The sequence below is a fragment of the Methyloradius palustris genome (genome assembly GCF_019703875.1).
GTDB lineage: Bacteria > Pseudomonadota > Gammaproteobacteria > Burkholderiales > Methylophilaceae > Methyloradius > Methyloradius palustris.
Genome location: NZ_AP024110.1, coordinates 1,941,348 through 1,960,132, shown reverse-complemented (window position 1 = coordinate 1,960,132; position 18,785 = coordinate 1,941,348). Strand labels below are relative to the sequence as shown.

Sequence of the window (18,785 nt, the reverse complement as noted above, 5' to 3'; positions counted from 1 at the left end):
GGAGATAAGCATGAAAGCAATTAAGGTACTTTTAATGACAGCAACATTGGGTTTATGGATGGGGCTCTCATTACACGCATACGCGCTAGATGGTGATTCGCAGGTTGAATACAGCGAAGCCTTGCAAAGCGGCAAAGTAAAAGTAGTGAAGAAATATCTCGATAAAGGCTTGGATGTTAACGAGAAGTTTTTTGCCTGGTCTGCATTGCAAATCTGTGCGAATGCACAAAAAGATGCCCCAGTGCCTGAGAAGCCACATCTGGCAATCGCCAAGCTATTGCTGGATAAAGGTGCTGATATCAACTATCAACACCCAGCGACCAAAATGACTGCGCTACAGTTAGCTGCGTTGAACCACGATACCGCGTTAGTGAAATACCTGATTTCTCGTGGCGCTGACGTTAATATTAAAATGCGTGGCGGTGTTTCTATCGTGCGCGCAGTTCGTGATCAAGGTGACCCGAAAATGGTTGAATTGCTAGAAGCAGCAGGCGCCAAAGATGATGGCTGTCAGGAAGATTGCCTCTAATCTGCTAAGTGCGTCTGATGAATTATCAACCAGGTCTGACTTTGTTAAACCAGGTTTTGTTAAATGGGTATGTGATTCAGGACGTGTGATGATGCTTGAGATAGTTGCGCTCTTCTGTCAGCCTTTCAAGCATTATCTTTTGTTATTAAAGCCAACAACACTGCTTGTATCAGCGAGTGTTGTTGGCTTTTTGTTTTCGGGTTCACCTGCAACAGCTGCTGAAATCAAGTTGGCAAGCGCCGATAATGAGATTTCGATAATTCCGAATACAGTGAACATTGCTGAAAATTCTCCCGTTTTTTCATCCCATATCAGAACACTTGCGGCCTCTTGTGCTGCTTGTCATGGCACTAATGGCAATAGCGTTGGCGGTATGCCCGTATTAGCCGGGCTAGACCCAACGCGATTTGTCGTGCAAATTCAGGCTTTTCGGTCTGGTGAGCGTGCATCTTCAGTGATGCATCATCACGCCAAGGGCCTCACGCCCGAAGAAATCGAGCAGCTTTCAAGATATTTCGCTGCGCAAAAACGCGTGCAGGTTGCTGCACCTGCAAACCAGAAACTGGATACTCGCCATGACGATTGATCGTCGTCATTTCATCAAGCTTGCGGCAGCTATGGCGGCAACAATACCCGCTGGTATCTCAATGGCCGATACAGGCGTGATTTTGCCGAATTCAAACGCCAGAGGTCGGGTAGTGATTATTGGGGCTGGGTATGCTGGCGCCACTGCGGCCAAATACTTGCGTATGCTAAGCCAAGGCGGTATTGAAGTCATTGTCATTGAGCGCAGTAGCCAGTTTGTTTCATGTCCGCTGAGCAATCTGGTGCTCGGTGGTAGCCGAAACATCAATCAACTGACCTTTGGCTACGATGCCCTGAGAGCACACCACGGCATACAGTGGGTGCAAGATGAAGTGCTGGATATTGATGTCGCCAATAACAAAATCAACATGGCACGTGGTGAACTCCACTACGATAAATTGATTGTGGCGCCGGGCGTAGATTTTAATTACGACCAGTTACCCATGCTGCAAAGCAAAGACGCGCAAACACAAATCCCGCATGCCTGGAAAGCAGGTTGGCAAACAGTCAACTTGCGTAAACAGCTTGAATCTATGCGCAGCGATGGCGTGTTTGTCATCAGCATCCCTAAAGCGCCATACAGATGCCCGCCAGGCCCTTATGAGCGGGTAAGCCAGGTGGCGTTTTATTTAAAGAATCGCAAGCCGTCGGCTAAGATTATTGTGTTGGATGCTAACCCCGATATAGTCTCCAAGAAAGGCCTATTCACCAAAGCGTGGGCAGATCTATATGCGGGAATGATCGACTATCGACCCAATAGCAGTGTGGTGGATGTTGATGTTAAACAGCGCACAGTCAAAACCGAATTTGAAACCGTACAAGCAGATGTGCTCAATATCATTCCGCCACAACGTGCGGGCAAACCAGCCCAAATGGCCAGCTTGAATAACATCGATAAACGCTGGTGCGAAGTAGATTTTCTTAGCTATGAGTCAAAAGTTGTGCCTAATATATATGTCATTGGTGATTCAGTTTCTGCGGCCTTACCCAAATCAGCGCATATGGCGACTTCGCAGGCAAGAGTATGCGCTAGTGCAATCGTTGCTTTGCTTAGTGACCAAGCGCCAGATGCAGCGCCTGTGTTTGCCAACACTTGCTACAGCTATGTGAGTGATAAGTTGGCGATGCATGTGGCAAATGTCTATCGTTATGACCCTGTCAAAAAAGTCATGTTGCCAGCCGATGGTGGTGGGGTTTCGGATGCGCCTTCAGAACTTGAAGGGCACTACGCTGAATATTGGGCTGAAAATATCTGGGCAGATGTGCTGACGTGAGTAGCGCTCTATCAAGGATATTGATTGCCATGCGCGGGGTTTTCTTGCTGATGTTTTTAGTCACAAGCCCAGTCAATGCAGAAGGTGATCCTGCTAGCTTGATAAAACTACCAACTGGATTCAAAGCCCAGGTATTTGCCAAACTTGATTCAGGGAGCACGGATTATTTCCGTGGTCCGCGCATGATGGCTTTTGATAATGAAGGCAATCTTTACGTGTCGCTTGGGCGTGATAACAAAGTCATCATGTTGTCAGACGCGAACCACGATGGCTTAGCTGATGGAATTGCTATAGTTGCGGATAATCTGAACTCACCCAATGGCTTGGCTTTTAGCAATGGCAACTTGTTAGTGGCGAATCAAGATGGAGTTGTCAGGCTACAAAAGCAAAATGGGCAATGGCCAGCTGGTAAAGTTACGCCAATTATCAGCGGCCTGGCGACAGGCGGACACACGCTTAAAACTATTAAAATTGGGCCCGATGGCTATCTGTATATCAATATAGGCTCAAGCTGTAACGTTTGTGCGGAGACTGATCCGCAACGCGCCACGATTTTACGTTATACGCTAGATGGCAAACCTGCTGGCGCATTGACCACCTTAGGCTGGCACGCGCCGACTGCTGTGTGGGCAAGTGGATTACGCAATTCGCAGGGGTTTGCATGGCATCATAAAACTGGGGCGATGTTTGCCACGAACAATGGCGCTGATAACCGTTCCGATAGCAAAGGTGGGGCGGCCAATGATGAAGTCCCGCCTGAGCACCTTAACCGCATTGAGCCTGGCAAAAATTACAGTTGGCCGTATTGTTGGGGCAATCATGTGCCAGATCCCAATTTTATTTCTGATGAGGGCTATTGTGCGACTACCCAAGCGCCAGATATTACGTTTGCAGCACATTCCACACCGATTGGTATTACGTTTCTGGATCAGGCCAAATTCCCCACGGAATATAAAAATGATGCGATAGTGGCTTTGCATGGCTCATGGAATCGTAAAGCTTTATCTGGCTATAAGTTGGTACGTGTTAAATTTGATGATGCTTCAAACCCAGATAAACCAACAGAAGTTGTCGATTTCGCAACAGGTTGGCTCAACAACAATAGTGCCTGGGGGCGCCCAGTGGATGTGATTGTTGGGCCAGATGGCGCATTCTATGTGTCGGATGACCGCGCTGGACTGATTTATCGTATTACCTATACTGCAGATCAAGTGCAGAAGAATATTAAGTAAAAAAGAGGACTAGACCATGAATATACAAACTGTCATTAAAACTTTATTTAAATCAGTGGCATTACCTACACTGATGTTGGGTACACTTGCATCGCCCGCGGTTGCTGCAGTTGAACAAGCCTCTGCCCCAGCAAATATGGTGGTGTATATTGCGCCAGCGCAATACGAACATCCAATCAAACTCTGGCATTTTTACTATAGCTATTGGTTTGAGCAAGGGCCTGTAGCCGAAGTGGTGGCAGAAGATGTATTTGGCAGTGAATACGGCCATGTCGCTATGTGTACTAGTAATGAGGCGGGCAATACTTTAGTCTGGCTCAAGCCAAGTATGTTTTATAACCCACATATGACTACTTACTACGGCACGGTCACAGCCAGTGTGTACTCAGGCAGTGGCAAACCGCTAGGCACTTTTGTGGGTGAATCACAGAAGAATGGATTTCTGGATGTCGCAACCAACGACCAGATTAAAGCCACTTACAAACTCGCTATGCAAGACTTGGCAGCTAAAATGAATGCAAACCCGGCTTTTCAGCAGTTGGTAAAACAGGGTATCCCTGATACTGAAACAAGATCGCCATGTACCATGGTGACTATGTTGCCATCAACAAAATAAAAGAATCTCTTGGGTTCATATGAGTTTGCCTGATGATGTAATGGAGCTCCGACAGGCTGCCCTTTTTTGCCTGAGTATGCAGCCTGCGACTGAAAAAGCAGAAGCTGTTGCAGCCTTGGCCAATGCTTGGGCAACAGGTGAATTCCAGCTTGAGTCTCACGCCCAATTACAGGCAAGTATGTATGGTTCAGTTCCAGGCCGACCTGATAAGCCAGAGCTTGTGCCACCATTATCAGTAAAGCGCCGCGCCATGAATACGCCTGCTGGCCGCGCTATTTTGATTCACGCTCTCGCACATATTGAATTCAATGCGATCAACCTTGCGCTGGATGCAATATGGCGCTTCACCGAGATGCCAGCACAGTATTACGTTGACTGGCTAAAAGTTGCGCAAGAAGAGGCACTACACTTCACATTGCTCAACCAGCACTTGCAAAGCCAGGGATATGAATATGGTGATTTCCCTGGCCACAACAGCCTATGGGAAATGGTGCAAAAAACCGAAGATGACGTACTGGCGCGTATGGCACTTGTTCCTAGAACTATGGAAGCGCGAGGACTGGATGCCTCACCGCCTTTACGCGCCAAACTGGCACAAGCTGGCGACATGGCCGCAGCCAGTATTCTGGATATTATTTTGCGCGATGAAATCGGCCATGTAGCAATCGGTAATCATTGGTATAACTGGCTGTGTGAGCAGCGTGGGCTTGAACCAGTGAGCACTTATGCCAGTTTGACCGTTCAATATGAAGCGCCGAAACTGCGCGGCCCTTTTAATCTTGAAGCGCGGCGTGCAGCGGGCTTTAGTGAACCTGAACTTGCAGCTCTGGTTTAGCGTTTCAAGCTATTTCTTTTCTGGCGTGTCTTTCAAGGTAATCGACTGAATGACGACTGTTTGCAATGGCGTGTCGCTTGGGTCGGTAGGTAATTTAGAAATCTTCAGCACTACATCCATGCCCTGTACTACCTTGCCAAACACTGCATAACCCCAACCACGGTCAGAAGCTTCTGTGTAATCCAATGAAACATTGTTGGCAACGTTGATGTAAAACTGTGCCGTGGCTGATTGCGGGTCACCCGTGCGAGCCATTGCGATAGCACCGATTGAGTTGGTCAGGCCATTGTCAGCTTCATTTTTGATTGGGGAGCGTGTTGGTTTTTCGACCAAGTCTTTGGTAAAACCACCACCCTGAATCATGAACCCTGAAATCACACGGTGAAAAATCGTGTTGTCGTATTGCTTGTCTTTAACATACTGCAAGAAATTTGCGACGGTGACTGGTGCGCGCTGGCTGTTGAGCTCAACAAGGATAGTGCCCATATTCGTTTTGATTTCCACCACTGGCAGTGGCGCAGACATGGCGCTGATGCTGAGTGAGAGGCTTAACGCCGCAACTGCTGATAGTAAGAGGTGTTTAATCGAATTCAGAGACATGGTTTTCCTTTAACTGTGGATGCTAAATAAGTGAATAATACCATCTAGGCCGCTATGGTTGAGCGCATAAGTGGCCTGTTGTTGCACTACTGGCTTGGCGTGGTAGGCGATACCCGCAGCGGCTTCTGCCATCATTTTTAGGTCATTTGCGCCATCACCAATAGCTATCACTTGCGACTGATTCAAGCCTAGTTGGTTTCTAGCCTGGATTAAAAAATCCGCTTTCGCTTGCGCATCCACCACTTTACCTAAAACTTGCCCTGTGAGCTTGCCATCAATGATTTCTAGCGAATTTGAGTGAGCGTAATCCAGCCCGAGCAGGTTTTTAAGGTAATCCGCGAAAAAATCAAAGCCGCCAGAGACCAGCATAGTTTTGATGTTGTGTTGTTTGCAGGAGGTAATCCATGCTTCTGCACCTGGGTTGAGTTGCAGGCGCTCATCAATCACACGCTGTAAAGCAGATGCATTCAGGCCTTTTAGTAAACTAACTCGGCGGCGCAGGCTTTCTTCAAATTGAATCTCACCACGCATGGCGCTTTCGGTGATCTCAGCGACTTGCGGCTTGATGCCCATCATGTCGGCGATCTCATCAATGCATTCAATATTGATCAGTGTGGAATCCATGTCCATCACTGCCAATCCTATGTTCTGCAGCGTGTGATTGTCTGCAACCACCGCGTAATCAAGCGCATGGCTTTGGCAATACTGGCTGATCTGCGTTGTATCTGGTTGGCTTTGCAGCGGCAAATAATAAGCATGACCAGCCAACTTAACAAATGAGGCGCTACTTTGGCTCAATTGCTGTATTTCGCTGAGTGCTGTGCCTGAAAATGATGGCGCTGAAAGTGACGACTCTTGGATGACAAGACGCATAGTGGATGAGTTAAGCACAAAACGAGCATTATACACGCTGATAGCAGGGCCAAATGTCACCAAAGCTGGCGTAATTAGGCTATTTCAGCGAAAATGAGCGATTAGCTACTGATTAAAGCACACCAATGAATTTGCACGAGTTTCAAGCCAAACAATTGCTGCAACACTATGGTTTGGTCGTCCCTAAAGGCCAAGTCGCCAATACGCCAGAGTTAGCCAGCGATGCTACCAGTTTGATTGGTGGCGATGCCTGGGTGGTCAAGGCGCAAATCCATGCGGGTGGTCGTGGCAAGGCAGGCGGCGTTAAGGTCGTTAAGTCTGCGATTGATGCAAAAACAATTGCAGAGAATTTACTGGGTAAACCACTCGTCACTTACCAAAATGCGCCAGATGGCCAGATGGTGAATCAGGTATTGGTGGAAGAGACTTTACCGATTGCGCGCGAGCTATATATTTCATTACTGGTTGATCGCAGCCTAGAGCGCGTTGTGTTTGTTGCTTCTGCTGCTGGCGGCATGGATATTGAAGAAATTGCCCAGGTTAGCCCTGAGAAAATCCTGAGAGAAATCTGTGATCCATTAAATGGTTTGGTGGATTTCCAGGCACGCAATATTGCCTTTGCATTAGGTCTTGCGGGCGAGCAGATAGGTGCCTTTACCAAGTTGGCTAAAGGGCTATACCGCCTGTTTAAAGAGAATGACCTTGCGCTGCTTGAAATCAATCCTTTGGTTGTTACAACCACTGGCACTTTGGTTGCGTTGGATTGCAAGATGAGTGTGGACGACAACGCACTCTATCGCCAGAAAGCCCTTGCCGAGCAGCGTGACTGGAGTCAGGACGACGCAAAAGAGGCCGTGGCACATGCTGCAGGGCTTAACTATATTGCATTGAACGGTAACATCGGCTGTATGGTCAATGGCGCAGGCTTGGCGATGGCGACCATGGACCTGATCAAGCTGCACGGCGGCATGCCTGCAAACTTTCTTGATGTGGGTGGTGGCGCAACAGCAGAAACAGTGGCTAAAGCTTTCAAGATTATTCTGGCTGACAATAACGTTAAAGCTATTCTGGTCAATATCTTTGGCGGCATCATGCGCTGCGACATTATTGCCGAAGGCATCATCACAGCTGTGAAAGAAGTCGGAATCAAGATCCCCGTTATCGTACGTCTTGAGGGCACCAATGTTGAGCTTGGTAGAAAAATGCTCAGCGAAAGCGGGTTATCAATCATCTCGGCAGATGGCCTGACCGATGCAGCAAAGCAGGCTGTTAACTCAGTGAAGAATACGGCAGTGAAAGTTTAGTATGAGTATATTGGTTGATAAGAATACAAAAGTGATTTGCCAGGGATTTACCGGCAAGCAGGGCACATTTCACTCCGAGCAGGCGATTGCTTACGGCACCAAAATGGTGGGTGGTGTAACACCGGGCAAAGGCGGTCAACGGCATCTGGATCTGCCCGTTTTTAATACTGTACGTGAGGCAGTGCGAGAAACTGCTGCTAATGCTACTGTGATTTATGTACCACCCGCATTTGCAGCGGATTCGATACTCGAAGCATGCGATGCAGGGATTGCCTTGATTGTCTGCATCACCGAAGGCATCCCCGTACTGGATATGCTCAATGTGAAAGCGGCTTTAAAAGTGAATGGCGTCAATATGGTTGGTCCCAATTGCCCTGGTGTGATTACCCCAGATGAATGCAAAATTGGCATCATGCCTGGCAATATTCATCTGCGCGGGAAGATTGGTATTGTTTCTCGCTCGGGCACCCTCACCTATGAGGCAGTGCACCAGACAACGGCGCTGGGGCTGGGTCAGTCCACCTGTGTGGGCATTGGTGGCGACCCAATCAAAGGTCTTAACTTTATTGAATGTCTGCAGATGTTTGAGGCTGATAGCGAAACGGAAGCCATTATCATGGTGGGCGAAATTGGCGGTAGCGATGAAGAAGCGGCCGCTGATTACATCCGCCATCATGTCACTAAGCCTGTGGCTGGTTATATTGCAGGCCAGACTGCGCCAGCAGGCAAGCGCATGGGCCATGCGGGTGCTATCATCTCTGGTGGTAGCGGCAAGGCAGAAGACAAAATCCGTGCGCTGGAAAATGCAGGCGTGATCGTTGCAAGTTCCCCAGCTGGCTTGGGTGAAGCAGTGCAGGCAGCAATAAAAGCGGCTATTGTTAGCCACAAATAATCAAGACAGGAACAACATGTTGCGTAAATTTTATCTAGTAAGTTTGTTAATGTTGGCGACTATGTTGCCTGTCGCACAGGCCGCCGATATTCCTTACCTGCTGACAGCGGCAGCAAAAGGTGATCTATCTACAGTCAACGCCTTATTGAACAGTGGTACTAATCCGAATACAAAGGATGCCGACGGCATTACTGCCCTCATGTATGCAGCGCGCAAAGATAAAGCCGATGTTGCATTGGCGCTCATCAACAAAGGTGCTGATATCAATGCCAAAGACAGCGGTGGCTGGACTGCATTGATGTTTGCCGCCAAGAAGAATTACATCGCCACGGTGAGGGTGCTACTGGATAAAGGTGCAGACCCTAAAGTTCGCGATGAATCAGGATGGAGCGCATTAGGCATGGCTTCTACTTCTGGCTATTCAGAGGTCGTGGACTTGCTACTTAAACACGGTATAGATGCCAACGTGAAAAGTGATGATGGCAAAAGCGTGCTGATGTATGCGGCTAAAAATGGAGATGTCTCCACTATTAATACCTTGATATCCAATGGCGCAGACATATCAACCCGTGACCGATTTGGCCTTACAGCGTTAATGTATGCCGCAAGGTCTGATCAAGTCCCTGCCATCTATGCTTTGCTGGACAGAGGCGCTAAGCTAGAAGACCAAGATAAATCTGAATGGACTGCTTTGACTTGGGCAGTTAAAAAATCTGCGAGTAAGGCAACTAAAGCCCTGATTGAAAAAGGCGCTGATGTGAATCACAAAGATTCTGAAGGTACGCCCATCCTTCAACTGGCTGTGAGCAATACAGATAGCGATTTGGTGAAGTATCTGCTCGACCACGGTGCTAATGTGAAAGCAAAAGATCAGTATGGCCTAACCGCTTTGGTCTATGCCTTAAAAGCGGGCAATGCCGACATCGTTAAATTGATTAAAGATGCTGGTGGTAGCTATTAAATAATGGCACAGGGCTTACGAATATTATGAGTGAGTCGATTCGACTGGCAATTGCCCAAATCAACTGCACAGTTGGTGATATGTCTGGCAACAGCGCAAAAATACTGGCCAGTGCCATGCAGGCTGCAAAATCAAATGCTAGCCTGCTAATCACTCCCGAACTCAGCCTGTGTGGCTACCCTCCTGAAGACTTACTGCTACGCGACGATTTCTTGCAAGTATGTGAAATCGAGCTACAGAGACTCGCTGCCGCATTGCCTGATATTACCGTTCTGGTTGGGCATCCACATAAAGAACACGGTAACTGCTACAACGCTGCTTCGGTATTGCAAGCCGGAAAAGTGGTGGCGACTTACCACAAACATATTTTGCCCAATCACAGCGTATTTGATGAAGTGCGTTATTTTGCGACGGGTAACGATGCCTTAGTGATTGAGCATCAAGGTGTGAAATTTGGTGTGTTGATTTGTGCCGATGTTTGGGAGGCTGCCCCTGCCAAACTCTCCAAGCAAGCTGGTGCTGAAGCACTTCTGGTGCTCAATGCCTCGCCTTATCACATGGATAAACAGGCTTCGCGCCACGAGGTGGCTGCCAGCCGTGTAGCTGAAACAGGATTGCCTATTGTCTATGCCAATCTGGTGGGCGGGCAAGATGAACTCGTATTCGATGGTGGCTCATTTGTGCTGGATAGAGATGGTGTGTTGGTACAGCAACTGCCCGCATTTGATGAAGCGTTTGCCTTGGTTGAGATTGATACCAGCCAAAAGAATCGGGTCAATCCTCAGCCAGCTAATATAGTTCCAGAACTCTCCATCGATGCCTCGGTTTATCAAGCCCTGAGTGTAGGCCTGCGAGACTACATCCATAAAAATGGCTTCCCCAGTGTCGTACTGGGATTATCTGGCGGCATAGATTCAGCACTGACCATGGCGATTGCGGTCGATGCGCTGGGCGCAGATAAAGTACGTGCAGTAATGATGCCATCTGAATTTACTGCGGATATTAGTATTACCGATGCCGCCCAAATGGCGCATGGCTTGGGCGTTGAATATACTGAACTGCCGATCAAGCCATTATTTGATGGTTTCAGGGCTACCTTGGCAGATGAGTTTGCAGGCCTGCCATTTGATACCGCGGAAGAAAACCTGCAGGCACGCATACGTGGCATGTTGCTCATGGCACTATCCAACAAATTTGGAAGCATAGTGCTGACTACTGGTAATAAAAGCGAAATGGCAGTGGGTTACTCTACACTTTATGGTGACATGGCTGGCGGTTTTTCATTGCTGAAAGATGTACCGAAAACACTGGTCTATCGTTTGGCGAAATATCGTAATAATATTTCGGCTGTGATTCCTGAACGTATTATCTTGCGGGCACCTACTGCCGAATTGCGTCACGGGCAAACCGATCAGGATAGTCTACCGCCGTATGAAGTGCTCGATGCTATTATGGAGGCGTATGTTGAGCATGATAGTAGCCATGCGGATATTGTCGCGCTGGGTTATCGCTTGCAAGATGTCATCAGGGTAACGACATTGATAGATCGCAATGAATACAAGCGGCGGCAAGCGCCAGTTGGGGTTAGAATTACACAGCGCGGTTTTGGTAAGGATAGACGTCACCCGATTACGTCAAAGTTTGCGTTTAAATACTAAATAATTAAAAAATTTGAGGAAGAGTGCACCATGAAAAAAATTGAAACAATCATCAAACCATTTAAGCTGGATGAAGTGCGCGAAGCATTGTCCGAAATTGGTGTGAATGGTTTAACCGTCACTGAAGTAAAAGGTTTTGGTCGCCAAAAAGGCCATACAGAACTTTACCGTGGTTCAGAATACATCGTTGATTTCTTGCCAAAGATCAAGATTGAACTGATTGTGGCCGATAGCCTGCTTGAAACCGCGATGGACGCAATAATCCGTTCAGCGCGTACAGGCAAGATTGGCGATGGTAAGATTTTTGTATTCCCTGTCGAGCAAGTCGTACGTATTCGTACTGGTGAAACGGGCGAAGAAGCAGTTTAAATCGAGGTAAATAATCGCATGCCAGTCGTCCTCAAAACCGTCATTCTGCTGGCAATCTCTAATGTCTTTATGACATTCGCCTGGTATGCGCATTTAAGAAATCTTAACGACAAACCTTGGTATATTGCAGCGCTGTTGAGTTGGGTGATTGCCTTGGCAGAGTATATGTTTCAGGTGCCTGCAAACCGTATGGGATTTACCGTTTTATCGCTGGCGCAATTGAAGATATTGCAAGAAGTGATCACGCTCTCGGTATTTCTTCCATTCGCTGTTTTCTACATGCATCAGCCACTTAAGCTTGATTTTCTCTGGGCTGGCTTATGCCTGATGGGTGCGGTTTATTTTATGTTTAGAGGCGTTTGATTTAACCTACTAATATATTAAAACGCTGGTATTAAAACCCAAGCGCCCGCGCACTCTGGTAGAAAATAAAACTCACCACCCAAGCAAGCACTAACGACCAAGCAATCGATAGAAACATGAACCCCGTGCTTTTTGACTCAGTACGTAGGGTAGCAATAGTTGACAGACAGGGTGTATAAATCAGGGTGAATAGCATGAAACTCATGCCCTGCACCCAGTCAAGATGCTGTGCCATCATGTGCATCAAGGCATCGCCCTGTAGTCCATAAATCACAGCTAGCGACCCTACTACAATCTCTTTGGCGACAAAACCAAAAATCAGCGCGATAGCGAGTTGGGTATCAATACCTATAGGGTTTAATACAGGTGCAAAGAACTGGCCGATCATACCTGCATAAGTGGCATCACTAGCAGTAGGCACTCCGCTTGGGAAGTTAGTCAGCGCCCAGACCAAGACCACGCCGATGATGATGAATTTGCTGGCACGGTTTAAAAAGTGGCGCGCTTCATTCCAACCACGCAACAATATCTGGTTGGGGGTAGGAAAGCGATATGGCGGCAACTCCAGTACAAAGGGCTCAGAGGTTTTATAGTGACCTTTGTAGATGATGGCAGTGAGGAATATTGTGGCAAAGCTCACCATATACAGCGCGAACAATACAACAGGCGCTTGTTTGGCGGTGAACAGGGTAGCTGTCATGAATAAAAAGACTTGCAGGCGGGCAGAGCAGAGAGATAAGGGGATCACCAGCATGGTAAGCAGGCGCATGCCGCGTGAACGCATGACGCGTGTGCCCATCAGCGCTGGTACGTTACAGCCAAACCCCATCAGCATCATCACAAAACCACGGCCATCAAGGCCGATTTTTGCCATGAGTGCATCCATCAGGAATGCAGCGCGGGAGAGATAGCCACTGTCTTCTACCATGGTCATGATGAGAAAGAACAGGATGATAATCGGGATGAAGGCAGCAACCGTGCTGACGCCGCTATACACGCCATCTAGCAATAGTCCATGTAGCCATACTGGTGCATGGGCTAATATGGGCTCCAGTATATCGGCGCGTACTAAATCAAGTACCCAAGCAACAGCTTCTTGCAAAGGTGTGCCTACCGTGAAAATCACCTGAAATAGTAAAAACATCGCGACGAAGAACAGTGGCAAGCCAAACCAGTGATGTAGCAGTACCTTGTCTATCCTGTTCGTGACTTGATTAGTCAGTTGCAAAGGCATTTCAACACAAGACTTAACGATACTGTCCATCTCTTCAGCCAGTTTTTCGTCTGTTTTCAGTTGGAGTGCAGACATTTTTGGCAAGTCATGTTGTTCTGTTTTTGCGATTAGCTTTGCTGCAGTTTGCAGGGCTTCGTTGCAGCTGTTGCCATATTTCGCACTAATCTGCATGACAGGCATCAGCAGTTTTTCGGCCATTTTTTCGGTGTTGATCGTGATACCAGCACGTTTCGATTCATCACTCATGTTGAGTAGTAACAAAGATGGTAGCCCGAGTTCGGCAAGTTGCAGGGCAAGTGATAGCTGACGGTCGATCTGTGAACTATTCAGTACGATCATCACCAAATCAACGTGCGTGGTGGTGAGGAACTGGCGGACGACTTCTTCATCTTCAGAGTAACCCGCAAGGTCATAGATGCCGGGTAAATCAACCAGCTCTACTATGTGGCCGCCGAGCAAAATCTTCACGCTCATTAGGTCTACAGTGATGCCAGGCCAATTGCCAACGCGAGCAGAGGCGCCGCTGAGGCGATTGAACAAGGTGGATTTGCCCGTATTGGGCATACCCAGAAGTGCGATGCGTTTCATTACTGGGAAATGTGGATCAGTGCGGCTTCAGAACTGCGCAGGATAACGTCTGTAGTGCCGATACGTACATGCATGGGACCGTTAAAGCTCGCACGGCGAATCAACTCAATTTTTTTGCCGATACGAAAGCCAAGTGCAGCTAAACGCTGCGACAAAGTATCTTCAGCATCTATGGCTTGGATAGTGGCAAATTCGCCAGGTCGTAAACTTGAGAGATGAATCATATGGGTTACGTATGTAAATGATAATAGTTCTTAATTATACATAAACTGCATAAAAAGGAATCATTTATTGAGTCTGAAACATGAGTCTGTTTTCTGGCATTTTGTTGCGGAGACCATAAGCTTCAAGTTTGCCCCCATAAGCTGCAAGTTAGCACCTCATAAGTTGCAAGTCACTTACTATTAAGGCTAGATATTGGATTTATGGCTGTCTAGTAAAGGTTTTCTTTTAAAAGAAAGGTTGTTCGATTTGGTGTACAAATTTGATAATAGCGGATGGATATCTCTCCAAGTTTTAGATAGAAATAACTCAGAACCAAGAAAAGTAGTGTAGGTGACTGAAAAATGATTTAACTCAAGGTAATCTAGTATTTCTCCAGCAATATCTTTTAGTTCTGGGCATATAGCAATTACAGGTGCCAATTTTCTGAGTCCATGGCAAGCGTGGCTATGTTCTATCATTTGTAACCTAATTTCTGCCTCTCGCATTAATCCAAGAAGAAATATAAATGCGTCAATAGAGTTTTCTGTCGAGATTTCCTTAATGTCTTCTACCGATGTCCAAGCAATTCGTTTGTATTGTGCGTTTTCGGCATCTGTATTGATAAAGAACTTATCAAAACTGTTAATTTGATGGTCTACCAATATTTCATGGATAGATTGTAAAGAAATAGGTTTTGAATCCATAAAACGCCATATGGGGTGAAAAAGCCAAATTTCTGTTCCGTTGAATTTAGATTCCACTCTTTTAATTAAATTGAAACTATTTTTTCGTTTATCACTGTTTCTCGGATTCATGGTTCCTGCCCTATAGCAATCGAATAGATTAGGCCTTGTGATAATTCCCTGATTGATCTTTACCCTTTCACTTAGAAACATGCGCTCCAAAGTTGGCGGTTTCAGTCCACCACTTCTTATATCTATTGCTTTATACCAAGCAAGAACTTGAAACCTATCCAAATCTGTGCGTTTTGGCCTCCCACGATTTATATTTTCCATAGCAGTCAGATGGGTCGAAATAATCCAATTATTACGCCATATTGCCAATAAAGGAAATATTTCATATTGTGACTAGAGTTGACTAGGAGCAATTAGGAATGACCGTAAATCTACAAAATTCAGAATTGAAAGATTTAGAGGAGTCTCTTTTCCAAGATTTAGAACGTCGATATGGCAGCTTAATAGGTGGGGGAGATTTATTTAAAGTGATGGGGTTTACCAATGGTCAAGCTTTTCGTCAGGCAAATTCACGTGGGTTATTGCCAGTGAAAGTTTTTGCAATTGAGAATCGCCGTGGAAAATTTGCTCTTACGAGAGATGTCGCTCGTTGGTTACCTGCTACTAAAAATCTATCCACGAATATCCTTCAGTGCATAGACTATTCACATTCTGCTCTATCTACTAATATATCAATCGATTAGAGCTAGTCTGGACGCGGCTTTCAGCTGCTTGCAACATATGCGTAGATTCCATGCTCTACTTGCAAGTTATAGCGGAGCGAGGATTTGTAAGTTGTTGATTCTCATATCTTGACACTTGCAGCTTATGACTGCGCCCACACATTTTGTTCTGGAAAGACTTAATTGCGGGACAGTACATTGCTTAACTGCTCGGGCTTTATTTCTCGCAAGCAGTTTAGATGACCTAGCGGGCAAACTCTCTCAAAGCACGGACTGCATTTCAGACCAAGATAAAACACAGTGGTTTTCGCACTCATCGGTGGGGTATGGTGGGGGTCAGATGAGCCATAGATGGCTACTAAAGGCTTATTAAGTGCGGCGGCAATGTGCATCAGGCCAGAGTCATTGCTGATGACAGTATGGCATAAAGACATCAGGTCTATGGCCTCGCCTAGCTTTGTTTTGCCGCCAAGATCGAGACACTTATTTTGAGTTAGTTGATTGATTTGCGCAGTGACTGGCATGTCTTTTTCAGAGCCGAATAGCCAGACTTGCCAGCCCTTGTTGAGGGCTTCGTTCGCTACTTCGGCATAATATTCGGCTGGCCAGCGTTTGGCTTCGCCATATTCAGCACCCGGACACAGACCAAGAATTTTACCTTGCGCAGGCGCATTCAGCTTTTCCAGTGCCTGTAGTGCTTTGGTTTTATCGGCAATCAGCGTTGGGTTGGGAATCTCAGCGATTGTTACACCTTTATCCAGTCCCAGAGCCACAAAGCGGTCAACCGTGCGTACCAGCCTGGTTTTATCCAAAGGGCGTATGTCATTGATTAGCCCATAGCGCATTTCACCGAGGAAGCTGGTGCGCCGAGGGATGCCAGCCGCAAAAGGGATGATGCCAGATTTGAATGAATTGGTAAGAAGGATGGCTTGGCTATAACCCTGATTTTTCAGGGTACGACCAAACTGTATGCGTTGCCACAATGCCAATTCGCCATGCTTAAAGGATAGTACGATACCTTGATTAACCTCTGGCATGCGCTCGAGTAAGGGCATCGTCCAAGCAGGGGCTGCTACATCAATAATGCAGTCAGGGTGTTTGGCTTTCAAAACCTTGAACAGGCTTTGCGCCAGCACCATGTCGCCTACCCATGCTGGGCCGAAGATCAGGATTTTTGGCGCGGACATATGAGATTAAACGGACTAGGACGCTAGTTTTTCGATGATGCTACTGGTGCTGCGTCCTGGCACGATAGGGATCAAAGCAACTTTTCCGCCCCATGATTTCACTTCTGCGCCGCCGACCACTTGTTCTTCAGTGTAATCACTACCTTTGATAATCACATCAGGGTGGATGGCCTTGATCAGGTCTAATGGCGTATCTTCATCAAACAGTACCACGGCATCAACCGCCTCAAGCGCTGCCAGTACACGAGCTCGGTCTTTCTCCTGTACCACTGGGCGTGTAGGTCCTTTGAGCGCGCTCACTGAGCGATCGGTGTTCAAGCCCAGCACAAGGCGATCAGCAGTTTTACGGGCAGCTTCAAGATAAGTTACGTGGCCTGCGTGCAGCAAATCAAAACAGCCGTTGGTGAATGCAATCGTTTGACCATTGGCCCGCCAGACATTCACGCGTATTTTCAGGTTCTCAAGGTCACATACCTTGTCTGCTTGCACCGCAGAGCTTTGAATGACAAGTTCGTTAAGCAATTCTTCACGGGTAATCGGTACGGTGCCAACTTTGCCAACCACAATGCCAGCTGCGATGTTCGCTAACTCCAAAGCCTCATGGTGGCTCAAGCCATGTATGAGACCTGCTGCCAAGGTGGAGATGACTGTATCGCCAGCACCAGAGACATCAAATACCTGCCGCGCTGTCGCAGCAACATGGCGTATTTGTTCAGCATCTATCAGGCTGATACCTTCTTCACCGCGCGTGACAGCTAAAAACTCCAGCCCTAGTTCAATGCGCAGTTTTGCCGCTTCTGCCAGTAGTGCTGTGTTGTCTTTAGCGCTGACACCGCATGCTTCAGCGGTCTCTTTCTTGTTTGGTGTGAGCGCGGTTGCGCCTTTATATTTGCTGAAGTCGCGACCTTTGGGATCAACCAAGACGGGGATATTCAGTGATTTGCATAGCTCAATTGCGGCTTGGCAAATGGATACACTTAATACGCCTTTTGCATAGTCAGACAGAATCACCATGGCAGGTCGGTCATTGATTTGCGCGGTAATGAGTTTGGACAGCGCTTGGGATTCTTCAGCACTAAAAGCACTACGGCTTTCCTGGTCTAGCCGCATCATTTGCTGATGACCGCCGAGAATACGGGTTTTGGTGATGGTAGGGCGATAGACAGAACTTAACACCCCGGTAGTCGCAATCCCAATATCGGCCAGCATACTGTTCAGAGTTTTGCCGTCATTATCCTGCCCAACACAGCCTGCAATGCGGGTAGGGATGCCAAGTTTGGACAGATTGGCCGCGACATTTGCAGCGCCGCCAGCACGTTCATTCTGGTTATTCAGCAGCACGATAGGCACTGGCGCTTCGGGCGAAATACGCTCAACTTCGCCTATCAGGTAGCGGTCTAGCATGAGGTCGCCGATCACCAACGCCCATTTGTCTTTTCTTGGGAATTCGTTACGAACGACTTCCAGTAGCGACTGCGTCATGCTTAATCTGCCTCCAGTAATTCACACAAGCTATGGCCGACGAAGATATGCGCTTCTTGAATCCGGGGGGTATCACTGGATGGCATGATCAGACAGAAATCACATAAAACTGCTAGCTTGCCACCTGTGCCACCAGTCATGCCGACGGTTGTAGCGCCAATTTCTTTAGCAGTCTCAATCGCACGAACCACGTTGGGGCTATTGCCTGAAGTGGTGAGGCCTATGACTAAGTCTAATGGCGTGCAAAGTGCTTCAACCTGGCGCGAGAAAATAAACTCAAACCCAAAATCATTACCAACTGAGGTAATGATAGAAGTATCTGTGGTTAACGCAATAGAAGGCAGGCCACGGCGTTCTTTCTTGTAGCGGCCTACAATCTCGGCGGCGATATGCTGTGAATCGGCTGCGCTGCCGCCATTACCCATCAGCAGAATCTTGCCGCCACGTTTGAGGCAGGCACGCATTTCATTAGCCACGGCTGCGATTTGCGGCAGCAGGGCAGTGAGCTTGCTCATCACGTTTTGATGTTCTGCCAGGGCAGAGGATAGGTTTTCGATATTAGTCATAGTAATAGTGCCTTTG

21 protein-coding genes are annotated in these 18,785 nt (G+C 47.4%); 13 read left to right on the top strand and 8 right to left on the bottom strand.

Annotated elements, in window-relative coordinates; genetic code table 11:
* Window positions 1–10: 10 nt before the first annotated feature.
* From ZMTM_RS09475 to ZMTM_RS09450, 6 genes are read left to right on the top strand one after another with little or no spacing between them, the layout of a single operon-like run.
* Entirely contained in the window at window positions 11–529 is a 519-nt protein-coding gene (locus tag ZMTM_RS09475; protein ID WP_221763642.1) for an ankyrin repeat domain-containing protein, read from the top strand.
* A complete protein-coding gene (locus ZMTM_RS09470) occupies window positions 501–1,115 on the top strand; it encodes a c-type cytochrome (protein ID WP_225907004.1) in 615 nt (204 codons plus the stop codon). Before ZMTM_RS09475 ends, ZMTM_RS09470 begins: the two co-directional genes overlap by 29 nt.
* Window positions 1,105–2,388 carry an NAD(P)/FAD-dependent oxidoreductase gene (locus tag ZMTM_RS09465; RefSeq protein WP_221763641.1) on the top strand — a complete coding sequence of 428 codons (1,284 nt, stop codon included), beginning with the start codon at window positions 1,105–1,107 and terminating at the stop codon, window positions 2,386–2,388. The genes ZMTM_RS09470 and ZMTM_RS09465 overlap by 11 nt, the downstream gene beginning before the upstream one ends.
* Window positions 2,389–2,417: 29 nt before the next feature.
* Window positions 2,418–3,620, top strand: coding sequence for a PQQ-dependent sugar dehydrogenase (locus ZMTM_RS09460; RefSeq protein ID WP_221765672.1), 1,203 nt, complete (start codon window positions 2,418–2,420; stop codon window positions 3,618–3,620).
* Window positions 3,621–3,636: 16 nt separating this feature from the next.
* The gene (locus ZMTM_RS09455) at window positions 3,637–4,236 is read left to right on the top strand and encodes a hypothetical protein (RefSeq protein ID WP_225907003.1); all 600 of its coding nucleotides are present in this window, start codon (window positions 3,637–3,639) and stop codon (window positions 4,234–4,236) included.
* Between the two features lie 19 nt (window positions 4,237–4,255).
* Window positions 4,256–5,071, top strand: coding sequence for a ferritin-like domain-containing protein (locus ZMTM_RS09450; protein ID WP_221763640.1), 816 nt, complete (start codon window positions 4,256–4,258; stop codon window positions 5,069–5,071).
* A 9-nt stretch (window positions 5,072–5,080) separates the two neighbouring features.
* Here ZMTM_RS09450 and ZMTM_RS09445 read toward each other — a convergent pair whose 3' ends face one another.
* Entirely contained in the window at window positions 5,081–5,671 is a 591-nt protein-coding gene (locus ZMTM_RS09445) for a peptidylprolyl isomerase (protein WP_221763639.1), read from the bottom strand.
* A 9-nt stretch (window positions 5,672–5,680) separates the two neighbouring features.
* On the bottom strand, window positions 5,681–6,544 hold the full coding sequence (gene serB / locus ZMTM_RS09440) for a phosphoserine phosphatase SerB (RefSeq protein ID WP_221763638.1): 864 nt from the start codon (window positions 6,542–6,544) through the stop codon (window positions 5,681–5,683).
* A gap of 125 nt (window positions 6,545–6,669) precedes the next feature.
* Here serB and sucC point away from each other — a divergent pair, with 125 nt between their 5' ends.
* The 6 genes from sucC to ZMTM_RS09410 are packed head-to-tail and all read left to right on the top strand — an operon-like array spanning window position 6,670 to window position 12,091.
* On the top strand, window positions 6,670–7,848 hold the full coding sequence (sucC, locus tag ZMTM_RS09435) for an ADP-forming succinate--CoA ligase subunit beta (protein ID WP_221763637.1): 1,179 nt from the start codon (window positions 6,670–6,672) through the stop codon (window positions 7,846–7,848).
* A gap of 1 nt (window position 7,849) precedes the next feature.
* The gene (gene sucD / locus ZMTM_RS09430; RefSeq protein WP_221763636.1) at window positions 7,850–8,740 is read left to right on the top strand and encodes a succinate--CoA ligase subunit alpha; all 891 of its coding nucleotides are present in this window, start codon (window positions 7,850–7,852) and stop codon (window positions 8,738–8,740) included.
* Between the two features lie 16 nt (window positions 8,741–8,756).
* On the top strand, window positions 8,757–9,701 hold the full coding sequence (locus ZMTM_RS09425) for an ankyrin repeat domain-containing protein (protein ID WP_221763635.1): 945 nt from the start codon (window positions 8,757–8,759) through the stop codon (window positions 9,699–9,701).
* 38 nt (window positions 9,702–9,739) lie between these two features.
* Entirely contained in the window at window positions 9,740–11,359 is a 1,620-nt protein-coding gene (locus ZMTM_RS09420) for an NAD+ synthase (RefSeq protein WP_221765670.1), read from the top strand.
* A gap of 30 nt (window positions 11,360–11,389) precedes the next feature.
* Window positions 11,390–11,728, top strand: coding sequence for a P-II family nitrogen regulator (locus ZMTM_RS09415; protein WP_221763634.1), 339 nt, complete (start codon window positions 11,390–11,392; stop codon window positions 11,726–11,728).
* 18 nt (window positions 11,729–11,746) lie between these two features.
* Window positions 11,747–12,091, top strand: coding sequence for a DMT family protein (locus tag ZMTM_RS09410; protein ID WP_221763633.1), 345 nt, complete (start codon window positions 11,747–11,749; stop codon window positions 12,089–12,091).
* A gap of 31 nt (window positions 12,092–12,122) precedes the next feature.
* Here the strand turns inward: ZMTM_RS09410 and feoB are convergent, their stop codons facing one another.
* The 3 genes from feoB to ZMTM_RS09395 all read right to left on the bottom strand — a co-directional run bounded on the left by feoB (window position 12,123) and on the right by ZMTM_RS09395 (window position 15,133).
* Complete coding sequence (gene feoB / locus ZMTM_RS09405; protein ID WP_221763632.1) at window positions 12,123–13,913, bottom strand: ferrous iron transport protein B; 1,791 nt, start codon at window positions 13,911–13,913, stop codon at window positions 12,123–12,125.
* On the bottom strand, window positions 13,913–14,137 hold the full coding sequence (locus ZMTM_RS09400; RefSeq protein WP_221763631.1) for a FeoA family protein: 225 nt from the start codon (window positions 14,135–14,137) through the stop codon (window positions 13,913–13,915). Before ZMTM_RS09400 ends, feoB begins: the two co-directional genes overlap by 1 nt.
* A 186-nt stretch (window positions 14,138–14,323) precedes the next feature.
* Window positions 14,324–15,133: a hypothetical protein gene (locus tag ZMTM_RS09395; protein ID WP_221763630.1), complete on the bottom strand. Its 810-nt coding sequence runs from the start codon at window positions 15,131–15,133 to the stop codon at window positions 14,324–14,326.
* A gap of 98 nt (window positions 15,134–15,231) precedes the next feature.
* On the opposite strand from ZMTM_RS09395, the gene ZMTM_RS09390 reads away from it, so the two are divergent.
* The gene (locus ZMTM_RS09390) at window positions 15,232–15,555 is read left to right on the top strand and encodes a hypothetical protein (protein WP_221763629.1); all 324 of its coding nucleotides are present in this window, start codon (window positions 15,232–15,234) and stop codon (window positions 15,553–15,555) included.
* Window positions 15,556–15,713: 158 nt separating this feature from the next.
* Here ZMTM_RS09390 and waaF read toward each other — a convergent pair whose 3' ends face one another.
* From waaF to ZMTM_RS09375, 3 genes are read right to left on the bottom strand one after another with little or no spacing between them, the layout of a single operon-like run.
* Window positions 15,714–16,721 carry a lipopolysaccharide heptosyltransferase II gene (waaF, locus tag ZMTM_RS09385; RefSeq protein WP_221763628.1) on the bottom strand — a complete coding sequence of 336 codons (1,008 nt, stop codon included), beginning with the start codon at window positions 16,719–16,721 and terminating at the stop codon, window positions 15,714–15,716.
* A gap of 15 nt (window positions 16,722–16,736) precedes the next feature.
* On the bottom strand, window positions 16,737–18,203 hold the full coding sequence (gene rfaE1, locus ZMTM_RS09380) for a D-glycero-beta-D-manno-heptose-7-phosphate kinase (protein WP_221763627.1): 1,467 nt from the start codon (window positions 18,201–18,203) through the stop codon (window positions 16,737–16,739).
* Window positions 18,204–18,205: 2 nt separating this feature from the next.
* A complete protein-coding gene (locus ZMTM_RS09375; RefSeq protein ID WP_221763626.1) occupies window positions 18,206–18,769 on the bottom strand; it encodes a D-sedoheptulose 7-phosphate isomerase in 564 nt (187 codons plus the stop codon).
* Window positions 18,770–18,785 lie beyond the last annotated feature (16 nt).

Bases quoted from the DNA above. Each gene is read 5' to 3' on its own strand.
- rfaE1 (WP_221763627.1), bottom strand. From the start codon at position 18,203: ATGACGCAGTCGCTACTGGAAGTCGTTCGTAACGAATTCCCAAGAAAA.
- feoB (WP_221763632.1), bottom strand. From the start codon at position 13,913: ATGAAACGCATCGCACTTCTGGGTATGCCCAATACGGGCAAATCCACC.
- ZMTM_RS09415 (WP_221763634.1), top strand. From the start codon at position 11,390: ATGAAAAAAATTGAAACAATCATCAAACCATTTAAGCTGGATGAAGTG.
- ZMTM_RS09470 (WP_225907004.1), top strand. From the start codon at position 501: ATGATGGCTGTCAGGAAGATTGCCTCTAATCTGCTAAGTGCGTCTGAT.
- ZMTM_RS09450 (WP_221763640.1), top strand. From the start codon at position 4,256: ATGAGTTTGCCTGATGATGTAATGGAGCTCCGACAGGCTGCCCTTTTT.
- ZMTM_RS09410 (WP_221763633.1), top strand. From the start codon at position 11,747: ATGCCAGTCGTCCTCAAAACCGTCATTCTGCTGGCAATCTCTAATGTC.
- ZMTM_RS09455 (WP_225907003.1), top strand. From the start codon at position 3,637: ATGAATATACAAACTGTCATTAAAACTTTATTTAAATCAGTGGCATTA.
- ZMTM_RS09465 (WP_221763641.1), top strand. From the start codon at position 1,105: ATGACGATTGATCGTCGTCATTTCATCAAGCTTGCGGCAGCTATGGCG.
- serB (WP_221763638.1), bottom strand. From the start codon at position 6,544: ATGCGTCTTGTCATCCAAGAGTCGTCACTTTCAGCGCCATCATTTTCA.
- waaF (WP_221763628.1), bottom strand. From the start codon at position 16,721: ATGTCCGCGCCAAAAATCCTGATCTTCGGCCCAGCATGGGTAGGCGAC.
- sucC (WP_221763637.1), top strand. From the start codon at position 6,670: ATGAATTTGCACGAGTTTCAAGCCAAACAATTGCTGCAACACTATGGT.
- ZMTM_RS09425 (WP_221763635.1), top strand. From the start codon at position 8,757: ATGTTGCGTAAATTTTATCTAGTAAGTTTGTTAATGTTGGCGACTATG.
- sucD (WP_221763636.1), top strand. From the start codon at position 7,850: ATGAGTATATTGGTTGATAAGAATACAAAAGTGATTTGCCAGGGATTT.
- ZMTM_RS09475 (WP_221763642.1), top strand. From the start codon at position 11: ATGAAAGCAATTAAGGTACTTTTAATGACAGCAACATTGGGTTTATGG.
- ZMTM_RS09395 (WP_221763630.1), bottom strand. From the start codon at position 15,133: ATGGAAAATATAAATCGTGGGAGGCCAAAACGCACAGATTTGGATAGG.
- ZMTM_RS09390 (WP_221763629.1), top strand. From the start codon at position 15,232: ATGACCGTAAATCTACAAAATTCAGAATTGAAAGATTTAGAGGAGTCT.
- ZMTM_RS09400 (WP_221763631.1), bottom strand. From the start codon at position 14,137: ATGATTCATCTCTCAAGTTTACGACCTGGCGAATTTGCCACTATCCAA.
- ZMTM_RS09460 (WP_221765672.1), top strand. From the start codon at position 2,418: ATGCGCGGGGTTTTCTTGCTGATGTTTTTAGTCACAAGCCCAGTCAAT.
- ZMTM_RS09445 (WP_221763639.1), bottom strand. From the start codon at position 5,671: ATGTCTCTGAATTCGATTAAACACCTCTTACTATCAGCAGTTGCGGCG.
- ZMTM_RS09375 (WP_221763626.1), bottom strand. From the start codon at position 18,769: ATGACTAATATCGAAAACCTATCCTCTGCCCTGGCAGAACATCAAAAC.